General features: G+C 30.3%; 24 protein-coding genes. 15 read left to right on the top strand and 9 right to left on the bottom strand.

The window, feature by feature from the left end; genetic code table 11:
* The 9 genes from BVC87_RS13140 to BVC87_RS13100 form a co-directional block, all read left to right on the top strand.
* A partial coding sequence (locus tag BVC87_RS13140) for a T9SS type A sorting domain-containing protein (RefSeq protein WP_159439355.1) occupies nt 1-190 on the top strand: 190 nt, incomplete at its 5' end.
* Nucleotides 191-336: 146 nt separating this feature from the next.
* Complete coding sequence (locus tag BVC87_RS13135; protein ID WP_075342844.1) at nt 337-843, top strand: GbsR/MarR family transcriptional regulator; 507 nt, start codon at nt 337-339, stop codon at nt 841-843.
* Nucleotides 844-881: 38 nt separating this feature from the next.
* Nucleotides 882-1,232 (top strand): hypothetical protein, encoded by a 351-nt coding sequence (locus tag BVC87_RS13130; protein WP_143569781.1) that lies wholly within the window; start codon nt 882-884, stop codon nt 1,230-1,232.
* Between the two features lie 21 nt (nt 1,233-1,253).
* Complete coding sequence (locus BVC87_RS13125; RefSeq protein WP_075342842.1) at nt 1,254-2,075, top strand: hypothetical protein; 822 nt, start codon at nt 1,254-1,256, stop codon at nt 2,073-2,075.
* A 4-nt stretch (nt 2,076-2,079) separates the two neighbouring features.
* Entirely contained in the window at nt 2,080-2,424 is a 345-nt protein-coding gene (locus BVC87_RS13120) for a hypothetical protein (RefSeq protein WP_083629452.1), read from the top strand.
* A 2-nt stretch (nt 2,425-2,426) separates the two neighbouring features.
* Nucleotides 2,427-2,804, top strand: a complete 378-nt coding sequence (locus BVC87_RS13115; RefSeq protein WP_075342841.1) for a hypothetical protein — start codon at nt 2,427-2,429, stop codon at nt 2,802-2,804.
* 2 nt (nt 2,805-2,806) lie between these two features.
* Nucleotides 2,807-3,709 (top strand): TIGR01777 family oxidoreductase, encoded by a 903-nt coding sequence (locus BVC87_RS13110; RefSeq protein WP_075342840.1) that lies wholly within the window; start codon nt 2,807-2,809, stop codon nt 3,707-3,709.
* A 262-nt stretch (nt 3,710-3,971) separates the two neighbouring features.
* Entirely contained in the window at nt 3,972-4,442 is a 471-nt protein-coding gene (locus BVC87_RS13105; protein WP_075342839.1) for an SRPBCC family protein, read from the top strand.
* 16 nt (nt 4,443-4,458) lie between these two features.
* A complete protein-coding gene (locus tag BVC87_RS13100) occupies nt 4,459-5,169 on the top strand; it encodes a YqjF family protein (RefSeq protein WP_075342838.1) in 711 nt (236 codons plus the stop codon).
* Between the two features lie 8 nt (nt 5,170-5,177).
* On the opposite strand, the gene BVC87_RS13095 is transcribed toward BVC87_RS13100, so the two are convergent.
* The 3 genes from BVC87_RS13095 to BVC87_RS13085 all read right to left on the bottom strand — a co-directional run bounded on the left by BVC87_RS13095 (nt 5,178) and on the right by BVC87_RS13085 (nt 7,319).
* On the bottom strand, nt 5,178-5,861 hold the full coding sequence (locus BVC87_RS13095) for a DUF547 domain-containing protein (RefSeq protein WP_075342837.1): 684 nt from the start codon (nt 5,859-5,861) through the stop codon (nt 5,178-5,180).
* 62 nt (nt 5,862-5,923) lie between these two features.
* Entirely contained in the window at nt 5,924-6,748 is an 825-nt protein-coding gene (locus tag BVC87_RS13090; RefSeq protein WP_075342836.1) for a mechanosensitive ion channel family protein, read from the bottom strand.
* 97 nt (nt 6,749-6,845) lie between these two features.
* Nucleotides 6,846-7,319: an FKBP-type peptidyl-prolyl cis-trans isomerase gene (locus tag BVC87_RS13085; protein WP_075342835.1), complete on the bottom strand. Its 474-nt coding sequence runs from the start codon at nt 7,317-7,319 to the stop codon at nt 6,846-6,848.
* Between the two features lie 440 nt (nt 7,320-7,759).
* Between BVC87_RS13085 and BVC87_RS13080 the strand changes: the two genes are divergently transcribed.
* Nucleotides 7,760-8,428 carry a pirin family protein gene (locus tag BVC87_RS13080; RefSeq protein ID WP_075342834.1) on the top strand — a complete coding sequence of 223 codons (669 nt, stop codon included), beginning with the start codon at nt 7,760-7,762 and terminating at the stop codon, nt 8,426-8,428.
* A gap of 35 nt (nt 8,429-8,463) precedes the next feature.
* Here BVC87_RS13080 and gcvP read toward each other — a convergent pair whose 3' ends face one another.
* On the bottom strand, nt 8,464-11,319 hold the full coding sequence (gene gcvP / locus BVC87_RS13075; RefSeq protein WP_075342833.1) for an aminomethyl-transferring glycine dehydrogenase: 2,856 nt from the start codon (nt 11,317-11,319) through the stop codon (nt 8,464-8,466).
* 58 nt (nt 11,320-11,377) lie between these two features.
* Here gcvP and BVC87_RS13070 point away from each other — a divergent pair, with 58 nt between their 5' ends.
* Complete coding sequence (locus BVC87_RS13070) at nt 11,378-12,253, top strand: UbiA prenyltransferase family protein (RefSeq protein WP_234974668.1); 876 nt, start codon at nt 11,378-11,380, stop codon at nt 12,251-12,253.
* A gap of 9 nt (nt 12,254-12,262) precedes the next feature.
* On the opposite strand, the gene BVC87_RS13065 is transcribed toward BVC87_RS13070, so the two are convergent.
* Nucleotides 12,263-12,649 carry a cyclophilin-like family protein gene (locus BVC87_RS13065; RefSeq protein ID WP_075342832.1) on the bottom strand — a complete coding sequence of 129 codons (387 nt, stop codon included), beginning with the start codon at nt 12,647-12,649 and terminating at the stop codon, nt 12,263-12,265.
* Nucleotides 12,650-12,847: 198 nt separating this feature from the next.
* On the opposite strand from BVC87_RS13065, the gene yaaA reads away from it, so the two are divergent.
* Nucleotides 12,848-13,606, top strand: a complete 759-nt coding sequence (gene yaaA / locus BVC87_RS13060) for a peroxide stress protein YaaA (RefSeq protein ID WP_075342831.1) — start codon at nt 12,848-12,850, stop codon at nt 13,604-13,606.
* Between the two features lie 70 nt (nt 13,607-13,676).
* On the opposite strand, the gene BVC87_RS13055 is transcribed toward yaaA, so the two are convergent.
* Entirely contained in the window at nt 13,677-13,862 is a 186-nt protein-coding gene (locus tag BVC87_RS13055; protein WP_075342830.1) for a hypothetical protein, read from the bottom strand.
* Nucleotides 13,863-14,182: 320 nt separating this feature from the next.
* Between BVC87_RS13055 and BVC87_RS13050 the strand changes: the two genes are divergently transcribed.
* Nucleotides 14,183-15,040 (top strand): DUF4437 domain-containing protein, encoded by an 858-nt coding sequence (locus tag BVC87_RS13050; RefSeq protein ID WP_234974667.1) that lies wholly within the window; start codon nt 14,183-14,185, stop codon nt 15,038-15,040.
* 187 nt (nt 15,041-15,227) lie between these two features.
* On the opposite strand, the gene BVC87_RS13045 is transcribed toward BVC87_RS13050, so the two are convergent.
* Together BVC87_RS13045 and BVC87_RS13040 are read right to left on the bottom strand one after the other, a co-directional pair.
* Nucleotides 15,228-16,652, bottom strand: a complete 1,425-nt coding sequence (locus BVC87_RS13045) for an L-serine ammonia-lyase (protein ID WP_075342828.1) — start codon at nt 16,650-16,652, stop codon at nt 15,228-15,230.
* Between the two features lie 97 nt (nt 16,653-16,749).
* On the bottom strand, nt 16,750-17,088 hold the full coding sequence (locus BVC87_RS13040; RefSeq protein ID WP_075342827.1) for a DUF2853 family protein: 339 nt from the start codon (nt 17,086-17,088) through the stop codon (nt 16,750-16,752).
* Nucleotides 17,089-17,305: 217 nt separating this feature from the next.
* On the opposite strand from BVC87_RS13040, the gene BVC87_RS13035 reads away from it, so the two are divergent.
* Nucleotides 17,306-18,676 carry a tetratricopeptide repeat protein gene (locus BVC87_RS13035; protein WP_075342826.1) on the top strand — a complete coding sequence of 457 codons (1,371 nt, stop codon included), beginning with the start codon at nt 17,306-17,308 and terminating at the stop codon, nt 18,674-18,676.
* Between the two features lie 11 nt (nt 18,677-18,687).
* On the opposite strand, the gene BVC87_RS13030 is transcribed toward BVC87_RS13035, so the two are convergent.
* Entirely contained in the window at nt 18,688-20,421 is a 1,734-nt protein-coding gene (locus BVC87_RS13030) for a sodium:solute symporter family protein (protein WP_075342825.1), read from the bottom strand.
* Between the two features lie 128 nt (nt 20,422-20,549).
* Here BVC87_RS13030 and pfkA point away from each other — a divergent pair, with 128 nt between their 5' ends.
* Nucleotides 20,550-21,536 carry a 6-phosphofructokinase gene (pfkA, locus tag BVC87_RS13025; protein ID WP_075342824.1) on the top strand — a complete coding sequence of 329 codons (987 nt, stop codon included), beginning with the start codon at nt 20,550-20,552 and terminating at the stop codon, nt 21,534-21,536.
* Nucleotides 21,537-21,561: the final 25 nt, after the last annotated feature.

Below are 21,561 nucleotides of genomic sequence, written 5' to 3'. Positions count from 1 at the left end.
TATACAAGGAGTGACTAAGGGAATTTATGAAGTAAAAGTAATTGATTTATCAGGTAATCAAATTTTAAAAACTACAGTAACCAATTCTAAAAATACCATAAAAAAGAAAGGTCTAAGTGCAGGGATGTATATTATAGAGGTGATAAAACCAAATGGTGATAAGGAGAAAATTAGTATTATAAAAAAATAATAATATAGATAAGATATGTCTAACCAATAAGAAGAAAAGTCGCAATGTTTATTTTACATTGCGACTTTTTATTAGAATAATAGAGAGTGAGATATTTTATTTTCAATAATTTTTGAAAGTTTAGAAAAAATATATATATTTGTCTCATGAAGTTAGAAGACGCAAAAATAAAGTACATACAAACTTGGGGTAGTTTAGCTACAAGTTGGGGCATAAATAAAACTATGGCTCAAGTACATGCGTTATTATTGGCTACAAATAAAGCGTTATCAGCTGATGAAATTATGGAGGCATTACAAATTTCTAGAGGTAATGTAAACATGAATGTTCGTGCATTAATCGATTGGGGAATTGTTCGTAAAGAATTTGTAGTAGGGGAGCGTAAGGAATTTTTTGTAGCAGATAAAGATATCTGGGAACTCTTTAAGCAAGTTACTAAAGAACGTAAGAAAAGAGAAATTGAACCAGTGTTAAAAGTATTAGAAGAGTTGCAAAACGATGTTAATGAAGACACTGAAGATGCCGAGGTATTTCGTAAACTAATGAGTGATATTTTATCAGTTACAGGGATGTTTAACGGTTTATTAGAAAAGGCTATTAAGGCAGATGAGCATTGGTTACTTTCCAATTTTACCAAATTAATTAAGAAATAAAAAAATTTAAACACAAACTTTCAATAATTTCTGAAACTATGAAATATATAAATAGAATAATGATGGTAATTTTTGTTTTGTTACTATTTTCTGGAGTTTTTGATCATGGAAACTTCGCTTTTGCTGCACTATTTGCAATTCCGTTAGGAGCTATACAGTTGTTATATTGTATATTTTTAGGAATAACTTGGGATAACTTAAAATCTAATAGTAAATGTTTTGTAGGAAGTTATTTATTAACTGTAATTGGGTATTCTATCTTGTGGGTTAAAATTTCTGATGTTAATTTCAATAACAATTTTCTTATACAATTAATTTTTTATGGATTGCCTATAGTTTTAGCGTTAAGTATAACTGCTTTTTTAGAGCTAAAAAAATTTGAATACTAACTTTCAATAATTTTTGAAAATATGAAAACTTTAAATAATCATACATTATTATACGATACCGATTGTCCGTTATGTAACTTTTATACGAGTGTTTTTGTAAACACTAAAATGTTAGATGAAAAAGGAAGGAAGTCTTTCAGTAAAATTACAGCAAAAGAGAGCAAATTCATAGATACCAAAAGAGCTGTGAATGAAATTGCTTTGGTAGATCGAGAAAAAGAAGAAGTTACTTACGGTATAGACAGTTTATTAAAAGTCATAGGAAATTCTTATCCAGTTGTGGAAAAAATTGGAAACGTTAAACTAGTTAAATACGGACTGTCAAAATTATATTCTTTAATTTCTTATAATAGAAAAGTCATTATTCCTTCAGAAAAAAAGGGAACAGGAGAATTAGAATGTGTTCCAGACTTTAATGTAAAATACAGATTATTATTTATTGTTTTAGGGACCTTAATAACCTCAATTACATTATTTCATTTTTCTGATTTAATTGATGTTTTACCTGAAGCAAATTTTACAAGAGAAATAGGCTTAGCACTAGGTTTAATTGCATCTCAAATTGCTTTTGTTTTCAAAAAAGATTTTAAAACTATCCTAAATTATGTTGGTAATATCATTACAGTTTCACTAATTGGTTGTATAGGTTTATACCAGCTGATCATTTTAAATAGCTTGATAAATTTACCCCAATGGCTCATTGTATTTGCTTTTTCAGGGATAGTAGGATTGATGTTTTTTGAACATAAAAGAAGGATACATCTTTTAACCTTACCAAGTTATTTGAGTTGGACATGGATTGGATATAGAATTGTCATTCTATTATTCATATTAAAAGGATAAAGCTATGGATTTAGCAACCTACATTACTTATATCATTATTTCAGGAGTTACCATTATTTATGTGGGGAATGAATGTTATCAAAATGGAAAAATCTACATCGAAAATTTTTTTCCGAACGATTTAAAATTTGCCAATGGAATTAATAATGTCTTAAGAACAGCCTATTATATTTTGAATTTGGGTATTGTAATTTTTACACTGAATTCCATCAATAACATAGAAAATTTACAGCAATTAATAGAAGAAATTACAAGCAGGTTGAGTTTCATAGTGTTACTCATTGCTTTTTTACACGGAATTAATTTAATCACAATTTATATATCACACACACATTTTAAAAATAAATAATTATGAGTATTACATTAGTATTAATAGCCTATGCTATTTATTTACCTGTGAGTACAGGTTTAACCACCTTTGTTTCACAACATTTGTTCAAGCATAGTAAAATTTTTATGCTAGATATTTTTAATCAGCAACAAGAAATTGCTATGGCAACTAATAAGTTATTTAAAATAGGTTTCTATTTAGTAAACATTGGTTTTGCATTAAAAATTATCAAAATATATGCTCTAACAGATTATAAAGATTTAATAGAAACGTTAAGTGCTAAAATAGGTGGCTTTTCAATTTATTTAGGTGTAGTTATGATTGCCTTCATTATCATCTTTTTAAAAGGAAGAAAGGCTAGTAAAAAGGAAAACTTACAAATGCAAAATCAAAGTTAGTCATGAAAATCGTTATCGCTGGAGGGACAGGATATTTGGGGAAGTTGCTTACAGAATACTACAGAAAAAAGAAGGAAAATCAAATTTACATTTTAACAAGAAATCATCGATTGAATTTTGAAAATGTAAATTATATACAATGGGATGGAAAAACAAAAGGGTATTGGAGTAATTGTTTAGAAAATACAGATGTTATAATCAACCTAACTGGTAAATCAGTGAATTGTAGATATACAACTAATAATAAAACTGAAATCTATAGAAGCAGGTTAGAAAGCACTGCTGTATTGTGCGAAGTAATCCAATCTTTAAAGTTTCCACCAAAAGTTTTTATTCAGTCTTCTTCAGCGACGATTTACAGGCATTCAGAAGGAGAATTAATGACAGAAGCCAAAGGAGAAATAGGAGTAGACTTTTCAATGGATGTTTGTAAGAAATGGGAACAAATTTTTAATGCTTTTGAATTGCCAAAAACCAAAAGAATAATCACAAGAACATCCATAGTTATAGGCAATAATGGGGGAGCTTTTCCAATTATGAAAAGAATGACTAAACTTGGATTAGGTGGGAAGCAAGGTAACGGAAATCAATATATAAGTTGGGTATCAGAAGAAGACTATGTAAACGCTATTGATTTTTTGATACATCAAGAATCTGGAGTGTATAACGTATGTGTTCCCAATCCAATAAGAAATAAAGATTTTCAAAAAGAATTACAACGAAAATTAAAAATACCATTTGGCTTGAGTTCACCAAAATGGATCTTAAAAATAGGAGCAAAATTGATTGGAACAGAAACAGAACTACTCTTAAAAAGTAGAAAAGTATACCCAGAAAAACTAATACACCTAGGATTTCGTTTTAAGAATAGAACATTTAGTGAATTTAATGTATTTGTCAATTAAATTCTTAAGAGAGATATAATGAGAATATTAATAAGCAATCCAAAGTAGAACTTTGAAATCTTTTTCGCAGTATAATAGATAATTTCGTTAGTAATCTCTAAGCCTTGGAGAGGTTATAGAAATTAGATATGGTTTTTAGCTTATGCTAAAAATACATTGAAAAAGTACCCTTTCTTTTAGCTTGGTTTATCCTGAACAAAGTTGAAGGGTTTTCTTTGGGTAAGCAAAGAAAATGAACAGTGAAACATAAAAACAAAGAATTATGCCAACAATCATGTTATTTACCAAAATAGAGGCACCAAAACAATTAGTGTTTGATTTATCAAGAAGCATTGAGCTACATAAAATTTCAACTCAAAAAACAAATGAGAAAGTAGTAGCTGGAAGAGCATCTGGATTAATTGAATTAGGAGAAACTGTTACATGGAGAGCCAAACACTTGGGGGTTTATCAAAATTTTACTTCTAAAATAACAGGCTGTATACCGTCAAAATATTTTGCAGACAAAATGATAAACGGAGCATTCAAAAGATTCAGACATGAACATTTTTTTTCACATCAAAATGATACTACATTATTAGTTGATGTTATGGAATATATTTCTCCTTTAGGAATACTTGGGAAGTTTGTAGATTTTCTGTTTTTAGAGAAGTATATGACTCAATTTTTAAAGGACAGGAATCATACGATTAAATTGTATGCAGAATCGGGAAAATGGAAAGAAATTATGTAATTATAAATGTTATAGTATGAGTTTTTTAAAAGCAGAATGGAGAAAGCTCCTCATGATTAATTATGAAATTGATCCTAAAATATTAGAGCCTTATGTTCCTAAAGGAACCAAACTCGATTTTTTCAATAATAAGTGCTATGTAAGTGTAGTTGGATTTATGTTTTTAAACACAAAATTGCTAGGTGTAAAAGTTCCTTTCCATGTTAATTTTGAAGAAATAAATCTTAGATTTTATGTGAAAAGAGAAGAAAATGAAGTGATAAAAAGAGGTGTAGTCTTTATTAAAGAAATTGTACCCAAACCAGCGATTACTTTTGTAGCAAATACCATATATAATGAACATTATGAAACTTTACCAATGGAACATCATTGGAATATTACAGATGAGTTTTTAGAAGTATCATATGAATGGAAAAAGTATAAAGAAAGGAATCAAATTGCTGCTAAGGCTAAAAATAGATTAGAAGAAATTCCTAAGGGTTCAGAAATTGAATTTATAGCTGAACACTATTGGGGATATTCTCAAAAGAACAAGCATGAAACTACAGCATATGAAGTGAAACATCCATCATGGAAATATTACCCAGTATATCAATCTGAAGTGAAAGTTAATTTTATAGCTAATTATGGTGAAGACTTTGGGTTTTTAACCATTCAAAAACCATCATCAGTATTTTTATTAGAAGGTTCAGAGGTATCAGTTGAAAATAAAACGATACTTAAATAACGGTATTTCTATATAAAATTATCTAAGTGTTCTTCCCAAGAATAAGGTTTAAATTTTATAGTATAATTTGAAATATCTTTATTCAATTGATTCTTATATATTTTTCTAATTCCTATAAAACTACCAAAGTCTTTTAAAAACCATTTGAACAACATAGTTACATGAACTTCTTTTTTATGATCAAAATAATCGGTTTCATTTTCTAAAAAGGATTGTGTGGCTAAGTCAAGTTGTTGGTTAATTTTTTCATGATGATAAAAAGCAATAGGAGGACAGCTTTTTGCACCACAATTTAAAGCAAAATGAATCCGATAATCAATAGTATTTACAGCCAATTGTTTGATCAATTTAGAAGTGAAAAAATTAGCTATAAATCCAAGTGAATATTTATAGCGATACTTTCTTAAAATTCCATGTTCTATATCATCTAAACTAAAATTTTCTCCTGCAATTTCAATTCGTTTTTCAGTATATATATGAGGTTTCTTTAGATGTAAATCCTTTCTTAAAATGAGAAAGTAGGCATTGTAAATATTAATCCAAAAAGCTTTCTTTTCAGCATCACTTTTCAAATTATCTACTAGTTTATTTGAGGTGCCTGAAGAAAGTTCTAATAAGAGAGCAGAAGTATCTTCACTTTGCTTTACAGCTAATAAAAGCCGTTCAGAAATAGCTACTAAAGATGAAACCATAATACATATATTTATGTATTTAGACTCTATTTTAAAGTATGTTTACAAATTTATAAAATAAGTTATTCACCAATACTACCCAATTCTACACCCTCTGAATAAGCAACTTGAATTTTATGATCACTAAATGCCTTTTTAACGGTTTCATGAGTATCAAAAGTAACTTGCCAAAAATGTTCAGGATGTACATAGGGGCGAATAGTTAGCTCTATGCTATGAGAATCAAAAGTCTCAATACCAATTTCAGTTTTAGGCTCTGGTAAAATATGTTGAACTTTGATTAAAGCATCTTCAATAATTTTCTTAACTCGAGGAAAGCTTTCAGCATAGGGCATGGTAACATTAATTTCCAATCTAACCATTCCCTTTCTAGAATAATTGGTAACTACTCCGTCAGTAATTTTAGAATTAGGAATAATTAGAGTTTTATGCCCTGGAGAAACAATTGTTGTACTAAATATTTCAATTTCTTCTACCTTTCCGAATTTTTCTTCAACTTGAATCCAATCTCCAGATTTATAGGGTTTTAATGTTAGAATTAAAATTCCAGATGCAAAATTCCCTAAACTTCCTTGTAATGCCATTCCAATAGCAAATCCAATAGCAGCTAATAACGCTACTAAACTTGATAGATTAACACCTAAAATAGAAGCAACTACAAGTAATAGCGCACCTTTTAAGATGAATCCGGTCATTGATATTAAAAATGGACGAATCGTATTATCAAAGCCAGCTTTTTCTAAAACTTTGCCTAAAAATGTCATTAGTCTATTCACTAATTTCATTCCTAACCATAAAATAAGTCCACCTAATAATAACTTAGGGACGTAAAGAATTGCTTTTTCTTGGATAAGTTGTAGAATAGTATTGAAATCGATATTGTCCATCGTTTGTGTTTTTCTAACAAATAATAATTATTTCCTTTAATCCATAAACTAAGTTGTAATTTGATAGACTAAAAGGAAGTTGATAGGAGGAAAATAATTAATTAACTTTAACCAATTCTACATCAAAAACAATAGAAGTATTTGGTGGTACAGTACCATTTGAAGAACCAAATTCTCTATAACCAAGTTTAGAAGGTAAAAGAAGTGTAGCTTTTCCACCTTCTTGTAATAAAAGTAATCCTTCTCTAAATCCTGTTATTACTTGTTGTAAATTAAAAGTAACATCGTTAGCTTGATCAAAAACTCTTCCATCTAAAAAATAAGCCTTGTAACTTACGGTAACATTAGATGTATTTGTAGGAGCGTCTCCAGTACCTCCATTCTCAATTATATAATATAGACCAGTACTACTTTTTTCTGCGGTAAGATTGTTTGCAGTTAAATATGACTGTATTTGTTCATCATTAATTAAATCATAATCTTTAGAATCATCAACAGTTGGTAGATCATTTTCATTACCTAAACAAGACATAAATAATATAGGTAAAATAAGTAGAAATAATTTTTTCATAAGGGTTATTAAATTTATAAAATTAAATGTACAAAAATAATCGCTCAATGCCTTTTGTAGTATAGATAATTTTAAGGTTAATTATGATATAATTAACACGCAAAATTGAATTAAACTACTATCTTTGTAGTGGCTATGAGTAACAAAGTCACTCCTATTTTATTGGTAAGAAATTTAAGTGATCATTATTATGTAATGATTTATTTATATACGAAGCTATGTTGATTTAAACTTTGGGGATCGTTTAAATCATTTGATTACTTAGCAATTTATAGCACCTTTTATTTTGGGGTTAAGTTAGGTGTTATATTCTTTAATTCAATTTTTACCGCAACCAACTAAATCTAACTACTTCTTGGTTGCGGTTCTTTTTATATTTAAGTCGTTTCTTTCGTAATTTTTATAAAGTTTTCGAGACTTAATTATCAAAACTTACTTATATGTCAATACTACGCAAACTTGATAGAAATACAATTGAAACTGGAGGGTTCCATGGAATAGTTCAGAAAAGATTGATTGTGAATTCAAAATATGGCCCAAGATTTGGGGTAAAACAAGGAACTTGGGAAGGAGTTGGAAATCTAGTTTATTTAGCTGACAGCTGGTTTGCAGAAGGTGTGGGAACAGGTTTACATACTCATCAATTTATTGATGTATTGACTTTTGTAGTAGAAGGTAGATTAGATCATGAAGGCTCTTTAGAACACGGAATAAGTTTGGAATCATTAGATTTTCAAGTTCAAAAATCAGGTAAGGAAGGTTTTAAACATAATGAAATAAATAAAGGGACTGAAACCACTCGAATGTTACAATTATGGGTAATTCCTGAACGTATTGAAAATAATGCAAGTTTTAGAGTTCATAAAGCTGAGAAAGGAAAAATTACAAATGTATATGGTATTCAGGATGGAAATAGAACACAAATAGAAGTAGGGCATTTATCAGAAGAAGAAACATATATTCCTAAGGTAACCAGTCTTATTTATGTGGTTAAAGGAAAAATAGCCATTGAAAATGAAATTATAAAAGAGGGAACTTTAATAGAAATTAAGAATCAAACTATACGTTCAAAAGAAGATAGTATTTTTATAATAGCTTATATAAAGTAATAAAAAAACCTCGCAATTTGCGAGGTTTCTGATTTCTATACTTCAGCTTCCATATAATCCTCAATTGGATTACATGAGCAAATTAAGTTTCTATCTCCGTAGGCATCATCAACTCTTCTCACAGATGGCCAAAATTTATTATCAGCTATATATGCTAAAGGAAAAGCAGCTTCTTTACGACTGTAAGGTAATTCCCAAACGTCAGAAGTTAACATTTCCAACGTATGTGGAGCATTTTTCAATACATTATTAGGTTCATCTTTGGTCGCTTTTTCTATTTCTTTTCGAATAGAAATTAAGGCATCACAAAAACGATCTAACTCAGCTATACTTTCACTTTCAGTTGGTTCAACCATAATAGTACCAGCTACAGGGAAAGATACAGTTGGGGCATGAAAACCGTAGTCCATTAAACGTTTAGCTATATCTACAACTTCAATTCCTTTTTGTTTAAATTCTCTACAATCCAATATCATTTCGTGAGCAGCACGTCCCATTTCTCCAGTATATAAAGTACTAAAATGTCCTTGTAGCCTTTCCTTCATATAATTGGCATTTAAAATGGCAACTTTAGTAGAATCAGTTAATCCTTCTGCACCTAACATAGTAATATAACCGTAAGATATTAAGCATGCTAAAGCAGAACCCCAAGGGGCTGCAGAAATAGCAGTTATAGGTTGCTCACCTCCTGTAGTAACTATTGGATTTGTAGGTAAAAATGGAACTAATTGAGGAGCAACACAAATAGGTCCAACTCCAGGTCCACCACCACCGTGAGGAATAGCAAATGTTTTATGTAAATTTAAGTGACAAACATCAGCTCCAATGGTTGCAGGATTTGTTAATCCTACCTGTGCATTCATATTAGCACCATCCATATAAACTTGTCCACCGTTATCGTGAATAATTTGAGTAATTTCTTTAATGGCTTTTTCAAAAACTCCATGAGTAGAAGGGTAGGTAACCATTAAAGCAGCTAAATTAGCTTTGTGTAAGTTAGCTTTTTCTCTTAAATCTTCAATATCAATATTTCCTTTTTCGTCTGTCTTTGTTACTACCACTTTCATACCAGCCATTACTGCAGATGCTGGGTTAGTTCCGTGTGCAGATGAAGGAATTAAACAGATATTCCTGTGCGAATCTCCATTAGCTAGGTGGTAGGCTCTAATAACCATTAAACCAGCAAACTCTCCTTGAGCACCTGAGTTAGGTTGTAATGAAGTAGCTGCAAAACCGGTAACGATATTCAGTTGGTGTTCTAGATTTTTTAATACTATTTGATAACCTTCGGCTTGATCTAATGGAACAAAGGGGTGAATATTCCCCCATTGCGGATTACTCAAAGGAAGCATTTCAGAAGCTGCATTTAACTTCATTGTACACGATCCTAAAGAAATCATAGAGTGATTTAAAGCTAGATCTTTTCTTTCTAGTTTTTTAATGTAACGCATCATGTCTGTTTCTGACTGATACGAGTTAAACACCTCATGTTCTAAGAAAGATGTGTTTCTTTTAAGGTTACTAGGAATACTATCTTCTGAAGTAAACTCAGTAATAGTAATATCTGTAATATTAAATGCTTGCTCGAAACAATCAACAATAGCGTTAATTTCTTTTAAATCTACAGTTTCATTTAAAGAAATGGATACGTGATTTTCATCTACATAATTAAAGTTGATTTGGTTAGCTTCAGCAGTTTTTATTAATTGATCTGCTTCAACTTCAATTAATAAAGTATCAAAATACGTGGTGTTTTTTTGTTTAAAACCTAAACGATTCAATGCTGCTGCTAATGTTTGCGCAGATTGCTGTACTTTGTTAGCTATAAATTGGATACCATCTTTTCCATGATATACAGCATACATACCAGCCATAACAGCTAATAATACTTGGGCTGTACATATGTTAGAGGTAGCTCTTTCCCTTTTAATATGTTGCTCACGTGTTTGTAAAGCCATACGTAAGGCTTGTTTACCATCAGTATCCTTAGTAACCCCAATAATTCTTCCAGGAATACTACGTTTATAAGCTTCTTTAGTTGCAAAAAAACCAGCATGAGGTCCACCGTAACCTAAAGGAATACCAAATCGTTGAGTAGTACCTACTACAACATCAACACCAAACTCACCAGGAGCTTTTAATAGAGCAAGAGATAAGATATCAGCAGCAACAGCCACTTTAATATTTACATCATTCGCTTTTTGAACAAAATCAGAATAATCGATTACTTGTCCATGTTTCCCTGGATATTGTAAAATAGCTCCAAAATAATCATCAGAAAATGTAAACTTTTCATGATCACCAATCACTAATTCTATTCCAATAGGTACAGCTCTTGTTTGTAAGACCGATAACGTTTGCGGTAATATTTCTGAAGAAACAAAGAATTTGTTAGCTCCAGCCTTTTTCTTTGCTCTTTCACGAACGTCAAATAGTAAAGCCATTGCCTCAGCAGCAGCAGTACCTTCATCTAATAAAGAAGCATTTGCTAATTCCATTCCAGTTAAATCACAAACCATAGTTTGATAATTTAATAAAGCTTCCAATCTTCCTTGGGCAATTTCAGCTTGGTATGGAGTATAGGCTGTATACCATCCTGGATTTTCAAGTATATTTCTTTGAATAACACTAGGCAGAATTGCTTCATGATATCCTAATCCAATATAACTTTTGTAAATTTTGTTTTTTGATCCTAACGCATTAATGTGTTGTAAGTATTCATATTCACTTAAAGCTTTAGGTAAATCTAATTCATTTTGTAAACGAATATCGTCAGGAATAGTTTCATAAATTAATTGGTCTAAACTATCAACACCGATAGCTTTCAACATAGACTCTTTTTCATTTTCTCTAGGACCAATATGTCGTAACTGAAACGAATTTGTGTTCATTGTATTGTGTTGTGTTATTTTAGTTTGCAAAAATAACTAAATCTTAAAGATTTTTTAAATGGACACGCACAAGTTGTTAACTATTAAGAATGATTATGAACAATTCAACTACCTTTGTTTTGTGAAGTTATTGAAAACAATTTTTGATTTTTACATCAACGCGAGTATTCATGTTGCATTGTCAGTGTATGCATTGGTGAGAATTACTGAACTATACTTTGGCTTACCCTATAATGAAGTTTTAGACTATTTTATTTTTTATGGAACTATAACTGGATATAATTTTGTCAAGTATGCAGGTATAGCTAAACTACATCATCGTAGTTTGACAAAGAACCTACGTGTAATTCAAATATTCTCTTTGTGTTGTTTTTTATTAATGGGTTTTTATATGTTTAAACTTAGCTTAGAAATTATTCTATATTTTACTCCACTAGCTTTATTAACTACGTTTTATGCAGTACCTATTTTTTCTGGACTAACTAAAAATATAAGAAATACAGCTTCTCTAAAAATTTTCATTATAGCATTGGTCTGGGCTGGTGTTACAGCATTTATGCCTGTAATTTTAAAGAGAGGATTTGACTTAAAAGTAGGGCTATACATTATCCAACGCGTGTTATTTGTAATAGCATTAACATTACCTTTTGATATTAGGGATTTGAGATACGATAAAAAATATTTACAAACCATACCTCAACTTATTGGTGTAGAAAGAACAAAAAAACTAGGTTTTATCATCTTGTTAATAACCTTAGTTATTGAGTTTTTTATAACTATTAATCAAAGTTCTAAGCTCATATACTTGATTGTATTTATGGTACTTTTATTTTTAATTCAACGTTCAACTACTAAACAAACCAAATATTATGCTTCTTTTTGGGTAGAAGCTATACCCTTTTTTTGGTGGTTGTTGTTAGTCATAAGTATTTGAAAATAAATACTAACCTAATTGTAATTGTGTGCCACTTTTTATATCAGCTATCTTAGAAAGATCTTTTACACTAATAGTACCGATTTTTATACCCGGACTAGAAGTTCTAGGTTTGGTTCCGTCTCCATAAGTGGTGTTTCCATACATAAACAAAATCCCAAATTTGTTAGTCTCAGTAGTAGAACGCCAATAGACAACATCTCCAACTTCAAAAACTTCTTTTTGTGTTCCATCAAATTGAATATCTAACTGATTTTGATAAAAGAAAACTTCACCAGGAATATTGTTAGCTATTCCCTGTAAATAATTTGCGTCTTTAATATTTTCTATAATAGTACAAGTAGTATCCCAATTAATATCTATAATTTCATTTTGAAAGGAAAGAAAGTTCTTCATGATTTAGTTTGAAATAGGACGAAATTATTAAATTAAAAATTAACGGTTTTATAATTTTTTAGACATATTAAAACCTATATGATAAACTATTACAGTATAAGAATTGATATAACTTATCCTCCCATGATTAAATGCTATGGATTACCTATTGAAAGTCCTTAAGATACTTTGTACTTTTACCACACAGATACTAAATTTATGAAGATCATAATATCACCAGCAAAATCTTTGGATTTTGAAACAAAGGCAAATACAGAACAATATACAACTCCAAATTTTTTAGAACAATCTGAAAAATTGAATAAAAAACTGAAGACTTTATCAAGAAAGAAACTATCTGAATTGATGAGAATTTCTGATGATTTAAGTGCTTTAAACTATGATAGAAATCAGAATTGGTCTAGACCATTTGATTTAGATAATGCGAAACAAGCAGTGTATAGTTTTACAGGGGAAGTATACAGAGGTATTGATATTACCACTTTAGATGAAGGAAAGTTACCTAGTTTGCAAGATAAACTACGTATATTATCAGGTTTATATGGTTTATTAAAACCTTTGGATTTAATACAGCCATATCGTTTAGAAATGGGAACTCGATTAAAGGTCGGGCGTACTGAAAATTTATATAAATTTTGGGGAGATACTTTAGCGAACTCTTTAAATGAAGAACTTCAAGATGATGAGTTACTAGTTAACTTAGCAAGTGCTGAATATTTTAAAGCATTACCAAAGAAAACGTTGAAAGTGGAAATGATTACTCCAGTATTTAAAGATTTTAAAAACGGTCAATACAAGACCATTATGACTTTTGCAAAAAAGGCTAGGGGACTTATGGTACGTTATATTATAGATAATGATGTAGAAACTATTGAACAACTTAAAGCTTTTAACACCGATGGTTATGGCTTTTCAGAAGAAATGTCTGAAGGTAATGAATTAGTATTCACTAGATAAATTTTAAGCATTACAAAATGATGTCTAAAAAAGACATCATTTTGTGGTCAATAATTATTACTAAGAGGTTTTAAAAATAAATAAAACCGCCTCTTCCATCACAAGCAGCTAAATATCCATCTTGAAAGCATCTAGTACCTCTTTTAGCTGTTTTACATAAATTTTTACAGGTATTCAATAGAATCATTCCTCCATTAATTGATTTTTGCTCTTCTTTGTTTAAGGGATTACCTAAGTTCAGGATTGAATTTTTCATACTATTTAGATTTTTATTGATTAATCTAAAACTAAAGAATATATAGTTTGAAAATAATATCCAATATATAATCGATAGCCTACAACCTATATTCGCGATTTTTTCTTAAGAAATTCAAACCATAAATGGCTAAAAAAATGTTAAATTTAAGTTGGTTTAATTATCATTAAATCAGTTTTTTATAGTGTTTTTGAGGTGTTAAGTAATAATCTCAAAAATAAACAAGAGTACTATCCTTTTTGATAGTTATTGTGAAGTGTATTTACCCCGACTACTTTTGCCATTGTAAAACATGAATATTATTTAAAATTATGAAAATAATGAAGTACCTATTAATTCTATTTTTCATGCTTTCTTGTACTGTTGAATCCAAGAAAAATGATGAAATAAAACAAGATAAAAAGAAGTCATTAAAAGTAATAGATAACCCTACTAATAAAGTAGTTCTCAGTTCTGAGATTGTATGGGAAAAGCTGAATCCTGCCAGAGGAGATAAAAGTCCACAAGCAGGGACGGTTTGGGGAGATAGAAAGGGAACAGTTCCTACAGGTTTTTTGGCAAAATTTGTTGATGGTTTTTCTTCACCACCGCACATACATAATGTTACATATAGAGCTGTAGTTATTAAAGGAATGATTCATAATGATGATGAAAATGCTGAAAATATGTGGATGAAGCCAGGGAGTTTTTGGACACAACCTAAAGAAAAGGCTCATATTACTTCAGCTAAAGGGGAAGAAAATATTGCTTATGTAGAAATAGATCATGGACCTTACTTAGTTAAACCTACAAGTGAAGCTGTAGAAAGTGATGAACAACCAATAAATGTAGATGTTTCTAATTTAGTTTGGTTGGATACAAATGAAACTAATTGGATTACATCTGATAAAAATGCCGAAATAAGTTTTCTATGGGAAAACAAAAAAGATAAGGGTATGAGAGGGCTTTTTGTTAAGTTAGCTAATAAGTTTAAAGGAGTAATAGAAAGTACAGGTAATGCTTTTCATTCTGTAGTAATAAGTGGAAAATTAAATTATATCTTGCCTCAAAATTCAGAAGTAAAAATACTTGATCCAGGTAGTTATTTTACTTCACAAGGTGATGCAAACCATGTTATCGAAACTAGTAAAGAAGCAGTTATTTATATTAGGACTAATGGTAATGTTATAGTTAACTGATAATAGATCATATAAAATAAAGCTGAAAGAGGCCGTCTGAAAAGTCGTCATTCCGAATGAAATGAAGGAATCTTTTAAATTTAAGTTACTGTTAACAAGATTACTTCAAAATTAAAATTTTTCGTAAAGACGTTTGAAAATACTTTTTAGACAGTCTCTTTTTTATACTATTCCAATTAGCTTCTAATTAACAATCGGCTAAACCAACAGTAATTGCTAATCCTCCTTCTGAAGTTTCTTTATAGTTTTTATTCATGTCTTTAGCTGTTTCCCACATAGTTTCAATTACTTTATCTAGTGGAACTAAGGCTTCGTCAGGGTTTGTTTCTAAGGCCAATTCAGCTGCATTTATCGCTTTTATAGCGCCCATTGCATTTCGTTCTATGCATGGAATTTGAACTAAACCTCCAATTGGATCACAAGTTAATCCTAAGTGATGTTCCATGGCAATTTCAGAAGCTTCTAAACATTGTGCAGGAGTACCTCCAAGCAACTCTGTTAATGCGGCAGCTGCCATTGCAGAAGAGACACCAATTTCAGCCTGACAACCACCCATTGCTGCAGAAATAGTAGCATTTTTTTTAAAAATACTTCCAATTTCACCAGCTACTAATAAGAATTTTCTTACATGTTCAATAGTAGCATTATGATTTTCAATAACCATGTAGTACATTAAAACAGCTGGAATAACACCAGCACTTCCGTTAGTAGGTGCAGTAACTACTCTACCTAAAGAAGCATTAACTTCGTTAACAGATAGTGCTAAACAACTCACCCATTTTAAAATTTCTCTAAATTTAACTTCGGTTCCTCTAATAGCCGTAATCCATTCTTCTTTATTCGTGTATTGCGATCCTTTAATAAGTTTTTCATGAGTCGCAAATGCCCTTCGTTTTACATTTAGTCCACCGGGAAGTATACCTTCAGTATGACAACCAATATACATACATTCAAGCATCGTATCCCAAATATTATCAAGTTGTTTATAAACTTCTTTTTCAGTTTTCAAAGTAGTTTCATTGGCTAAAACAATTTCTGAAATTAATTTATTTTCTTTTTTGCAATATGTATCTAAGTCTACCGCTTTATTAATTGGAAAAGGAAAATTCTTTTCTTCTTTGCTTGACGTATTTTTTTCTTGATCTTCCTGAACTACAAATCCCCCTCCAATAGAATAATAAGTCTCAAATGATATTTCCTTTCCTTTATCATCATATGCTTTAAATGTTAAACCATTAGAATGAAAAGGAAGAAACTCTCTATGAAATTCAATGTTTGTTTCTACGAAATCGATTTCTTTTTCAGAATTAAAAAAAAGAATATTGGTTTCTTTTATGTTTTGAATGATTGAATTTATAGAATCTACAGGTATAAATTCTGGATCTTCACCACTCAATCCTAAAAGAATAGCTAAATCTGTAGCGTGTCCTTTTCCTGTTAAGGACAATGAACCGTATAAATCAATTTTAATTTGAGAAACTGTAGGAAAAAGAGATTGTTCTTTAAGTTTTGTAATCCAAAGTTGAGCAGCTCTCCAGGGGCCTAATGTATGCGAGCTGGAGGGGCCGACCCCTACTTTTAGCATATCGAAAACACTGATAAATGTAGACATTAAGTAAAGTTGTTTGTTTGAATAAACAAAAATAAAAAACCTGTATTGGATTTCAATACAGGTAGATTAAATACTTTCACAAGAAAGTAATTATTTTTTATCCGTAAATAGATTCTTTACCGAATTTCTTAGCTAAAAGATAGTATACTACAGCACGGTATTTAGTTCTTTCAGATTTACCTATTTGCTCAATAACTTCAGCGATACCTTCATCTAATGCAGGACCATCTGCTAAACCTAATTTTTTGATTAAGAAGTTTTTCTTAACCGTTTCTAATTCTTTCGGATCCGTTCCTGATACAGTTTCAGCATCTCTTTTGTAGATTGAAGGGCCTAAACCTTTAGTAACGGCAGCTAATAAATCAGCATCAAAACTTAAACCTTTATCGGTCATGAATTTTTTGTACTGCTCTACTTTTTCGTCAAATTTGCTCATAATTTTTATTATTAGTTAATTTAGAATTTCAACATCCATTCAAATATAGAAAAATAATTAGGTAAATCAAATTGAATTAAAGATTGGAGACAACACTTCATTTTAATATTTCAGAACATCTTATTTGTTAATTATTTTGTTGAAAACTAAAACAACTTGTTGTTAAAAAAAACACTTCTTGTAGTAGATTTATATAGGAATTCTAAATTTAGAATGTATGTCTTTATCAAAATTTGAATCAATGTTGAAAACAAATGCAGTATATTTTTTTGATACTGCTGAGTTTGAAACAATTGTAGAACATTATTTAAATGTAGGAAAACATTCATTAGCAAAAAAAGCACTTCAGTTAGGGCTAGAACAACACCCAGAAGCCATAGCTTTAAAATTGCTCAGAGTTGAAATTTTTGTTTTTGATGGACATATTGAAGATGCAGTTAAGTTACTTACAGAAATAGAAGCTATAGAACCTCACAATGATGAGGTTTTTATACAAAAAGCAACTATTTTATCAAAACATAAAAAGCATAGAGAAGCCATTGGTATTCTACAAAAAGCACTAGAATTTGTTGAAGATCCAGTTGACATTTGGGCAATGATTGGAATGGAATATCTATATTTAGATGACTATGAAAATGCTAGATTAAATTTTGCCAAATGTATTGATGTAGATTTTGAAGACTATTCATCCTTATATAACATAGTATACTGTTTTGAAATGGAAGAAAGTTATGAAGAATCTATAACGTTTTTAAATACATATATTGATAAAAATCCCTACAGTGAAGTCGCTTGGCATCAATTAGGAAAACAATACTACGAACTAAATAATTTTGAACAAGCTTTAAAAGCATTTGAATATGCTGTGTTAATAGACGAAACTTTTATAGGTGGATATTTAGAAAAAGCAAAAACTTTAGAAAACTTAGGAAGGTATGATGAAGCAATTCAAAATTATTTATTAACCTTAGAATTAGATGATCCTACAGCATACGCTTATATAAGAATAGGTGAATGTTATGAAAAAATTGAAGCTAGAGGTACCGCAGTTGAGTATTATAAAAAAGCAGTTTATGAAGATCCTTTGTTAGATAGAGGTTGGCTTTTATTAACCAATGCTTATCATCAAGATGGAGATTATCATAAAGCTATTTATTATATCAATAAAGCCCTGCAAATAGACGATACAAATCCCATGTATTGGAGAAAGTATGCAGAAATAAATATAAAATTAAGTTTCTATGAAGAAGCAGTAAAAGCATTCAATAATTGTATAGATTTAGGAGATTTAGATATTGAAATTTATATTGCTTTAGCTGATGTATTATTGTTTTTAGGAGAGTTTAAAGATGGTTTAAAAGTCCTGTTGAAAGGAAGAAAAATGTATAAGGATTTTGCTGAAATTGAATACAGATTATGTGGGATGTTCATGATAAATAATAAGAATACATATGCATTAAATCATTTAGAAAATGGTTTAAACATTGACTTTGAATTCCATGATATACTAAAAGAACTATTCCCGTCAGTATATAAAACTGATGAAGTGCAAGCACTTATTTCTAACTATAAAGTAAAATTAAGTTAATTGCTTTATGTTTAATTGAGTAGTTTTTTTCTCCATAACCTCATAATTACTAATGTACTTACTATTGTAATAATTGTTAAGGTTAGTGCAGTTGTGATGTTACCATATATGAAATTACCAGTTGCAAATAGAAAACCATAAACCCCAATTACTCCACAAAAGAAAGCTATAATTTTATAGCCAATATTTTTAAACTTATTCTCATTTCCAAAGATTTTAGCATTAAAGTTTTCTAAAGTTTGGCTGTCAGAAGGTTGAGTTGTTAATGTGACGATAATCCATCCTAATGTAGTTATAACAACACCAATAATTAATTGCCAATATCCTTTAATTTCAAACAAAGGGTTTTCCATCTTTCCATTGATAAAAAATACAATAGCAATTAAAAAGGAAATGAGCATGGCTGCAATTTCACTGTAAGGATTAATACGATGCCAAAACCAGCGTAAAATAAATAGTAGACCAGTACCAGCTCCTATTTGAAGTAGAAGATCGAAAACATCTTTAGCAGATTGAAGATAAAAAGAAAATATTGCAGCAAAAAGCATTAATACAATTGTTGCTATTCTACCTACAAGTACTTTTTGTTTTTCTGTAGCTTCTTGGTTAATAAACCTACTGTAGAAATCATTAACAATGTATGAGCTTCCCCAATTTAACTGAGTAGAAATTGTACTCATAAATGCAGCAATTAAAGACGTAAGAACGATACCGAGTAGACCAGCAGGTAAATAGGTCATCATAGCGGCATAAGCAACATCATGTCCTTGCATTTCTTGAGATAAATTTGGAAAAGCAGTATTAATATTAGATACATCCGGAAAAATAACAATAGAAGCTAAACCAACTAAAATCCACGGCCAAGGTCTTATAGCATAATGAGCAAAATTAAAGAAAAGTGTTGCCCAAGTCGCATTTTTCTCATCTTTAGCAGCAAGCATTCTTTGTGCAATATACCCACCACCTCCAGGTTCAGCGCCAGGATACCAAGTGCTCCACCATTGAACAGCAAAAGGAATGATAAAAAGGGTAATAAGTGTTTCTTTATTTGAAAAATCAGGTAATAAATCTAATTTGGTTGTTACATCTGAGTGTTGTAATAAAGCATCTAATCCACCAATTTCTGGTAAATTAACAATATATATCGTTGCCCAAACAGAACCTACCATAGCAATAATAAACTGAACAAAATCTGTCAATAAAACACCTTTTAATCCTCCTAAAGAGGAATAAATAACAATGATTATTGAAGAATATAAAAGAGTTTCAGTCTGAGAAAGACCTAATAAGATATTTGCAATTTTAGCTCCTGCTAAACACACACCAGCCATAGTAACTACATTAAAGAAAAGACCAAGGTAAATAGCTCTAAAACCTCTTAATATACCAGCAATTTTTCCAGAATAACGTAATTCATAAAATTCCAAATCAGTGGTTATACCCGATTTACGCCATAATTTTGCATAAAAGAAAACAGTTAGCATACCTGTCAATAATAAAGCCCACCAAACCCAGTTTCCAGAAACACCATTTGTTCTAACTAATTCTGTAACTAAACCAGGAGTATCGGCAGCAAAAGTAGTTGCTACCATAGATATACCTAATAACCACCAAGGCATATTTCTACCAGATAGAAAAAATTCAGCACTATTTTTTTTAGCAGATTTAGAAGCTCTTATACCAATGTATAGTGAAACTAAAAAGAAAATTAAAATGATAGAATAATCAAGAAAAGTTAGTTGCATTAGATCAAGTTTATGCTAATGTAAATAATTATTTTAAAATGCCGGTTTTTTGGCCGAAAATCGAAAACGATTTCGCATTTTTATGGTTGAAAATAGTAAAATAGTAAGTAACTTTGATATCAATATATATGGGACAAAAAGTAAAAAAAATAGCCGTTATGACTTCTGGAGGAGACTCTCCAGGAATGAATGCAGCCATAAGATCTGTTGTAAGAGCTTGTGCGTATTATAGAACAGAATGTATAGGTATATACAGAGGATATCAGGGGATGATAGAAGGTGATTTTATACCAATGTCTGCAAGAAGCGTTAACAATATCATTAACAAAGGAGGAACCATATTAAAGTCGGCACGTTCCAAAGAATTTATGACTAAAGAAGGTCGACAAAAAGCCTACGAAAACTTAAAAGAACAAGAAGTAGATGGATTAGTAGTAATAGGAGGAGATGGATCATTTACTGGAGGAGTAGTTTTTAATAGCGAATATGATTTTCCTGTTATTGGTATACCAGGAACTATTGATAATGATATCTATGGTACATCGCATACTCTAGGGTATGATACAGCATTGAATACTGCCATGGATGCTATAGATAAAATTAGAGATACTGCTTCTTCTCACAACCGTTTATTCTTTGTGGAAGTAATGGGTAGAGATGCTGGTTTTATCGCCTTAAATGCTGGAGTAGGGGCAGGTGCTGAAGAAATTCTAATACCTGAAGAAGATTTAGGATTAGAGAGAATGTTAGAATCTTTAAAAAAGAGTAGGAGATCAGGTAAGTCATCAAGTATTGTTGTAGTGGCTGAAGGAGATAAATCAGGAAAGAATGTGTATGAACTTGCTGATTATGTTGAAGAGAACTTGCCAGAATATGAAGTTAGAGTATCAGTACTAGGACATATGCAACGCGGTGGAGCTCCAACTTGTTTTGATAGAGTATTAGCGTCTAGGTTAGGAGTTAGAGCTGTTGAGTTATTGATTGATGGAAAATCAAACTTAATGGTTGGGTTAAAAGATAATGAAGTTGTTTCTACTGATTTAGAAAAAGCAATAAAAGGACAAAATCCTATAAACAGAGAATTATTAAGGGTGTCAGATATTATGACGACATAAATCTAATTATATAAACAAACAATTG

Origin of the sequence: Tenacibaculum agarivorans, from assembly GCF_001936575.1 — a bacterium.
Lineage (GTDB): Bacteria > Bacteroidota > Bacteroidia > Flavobacteriales > Flavobacteriaceae > Polaribacter > Polaribacter agarivorans.
This window is presented reverse-complemented; position numbering and strand designations above follow the sequence as displayed.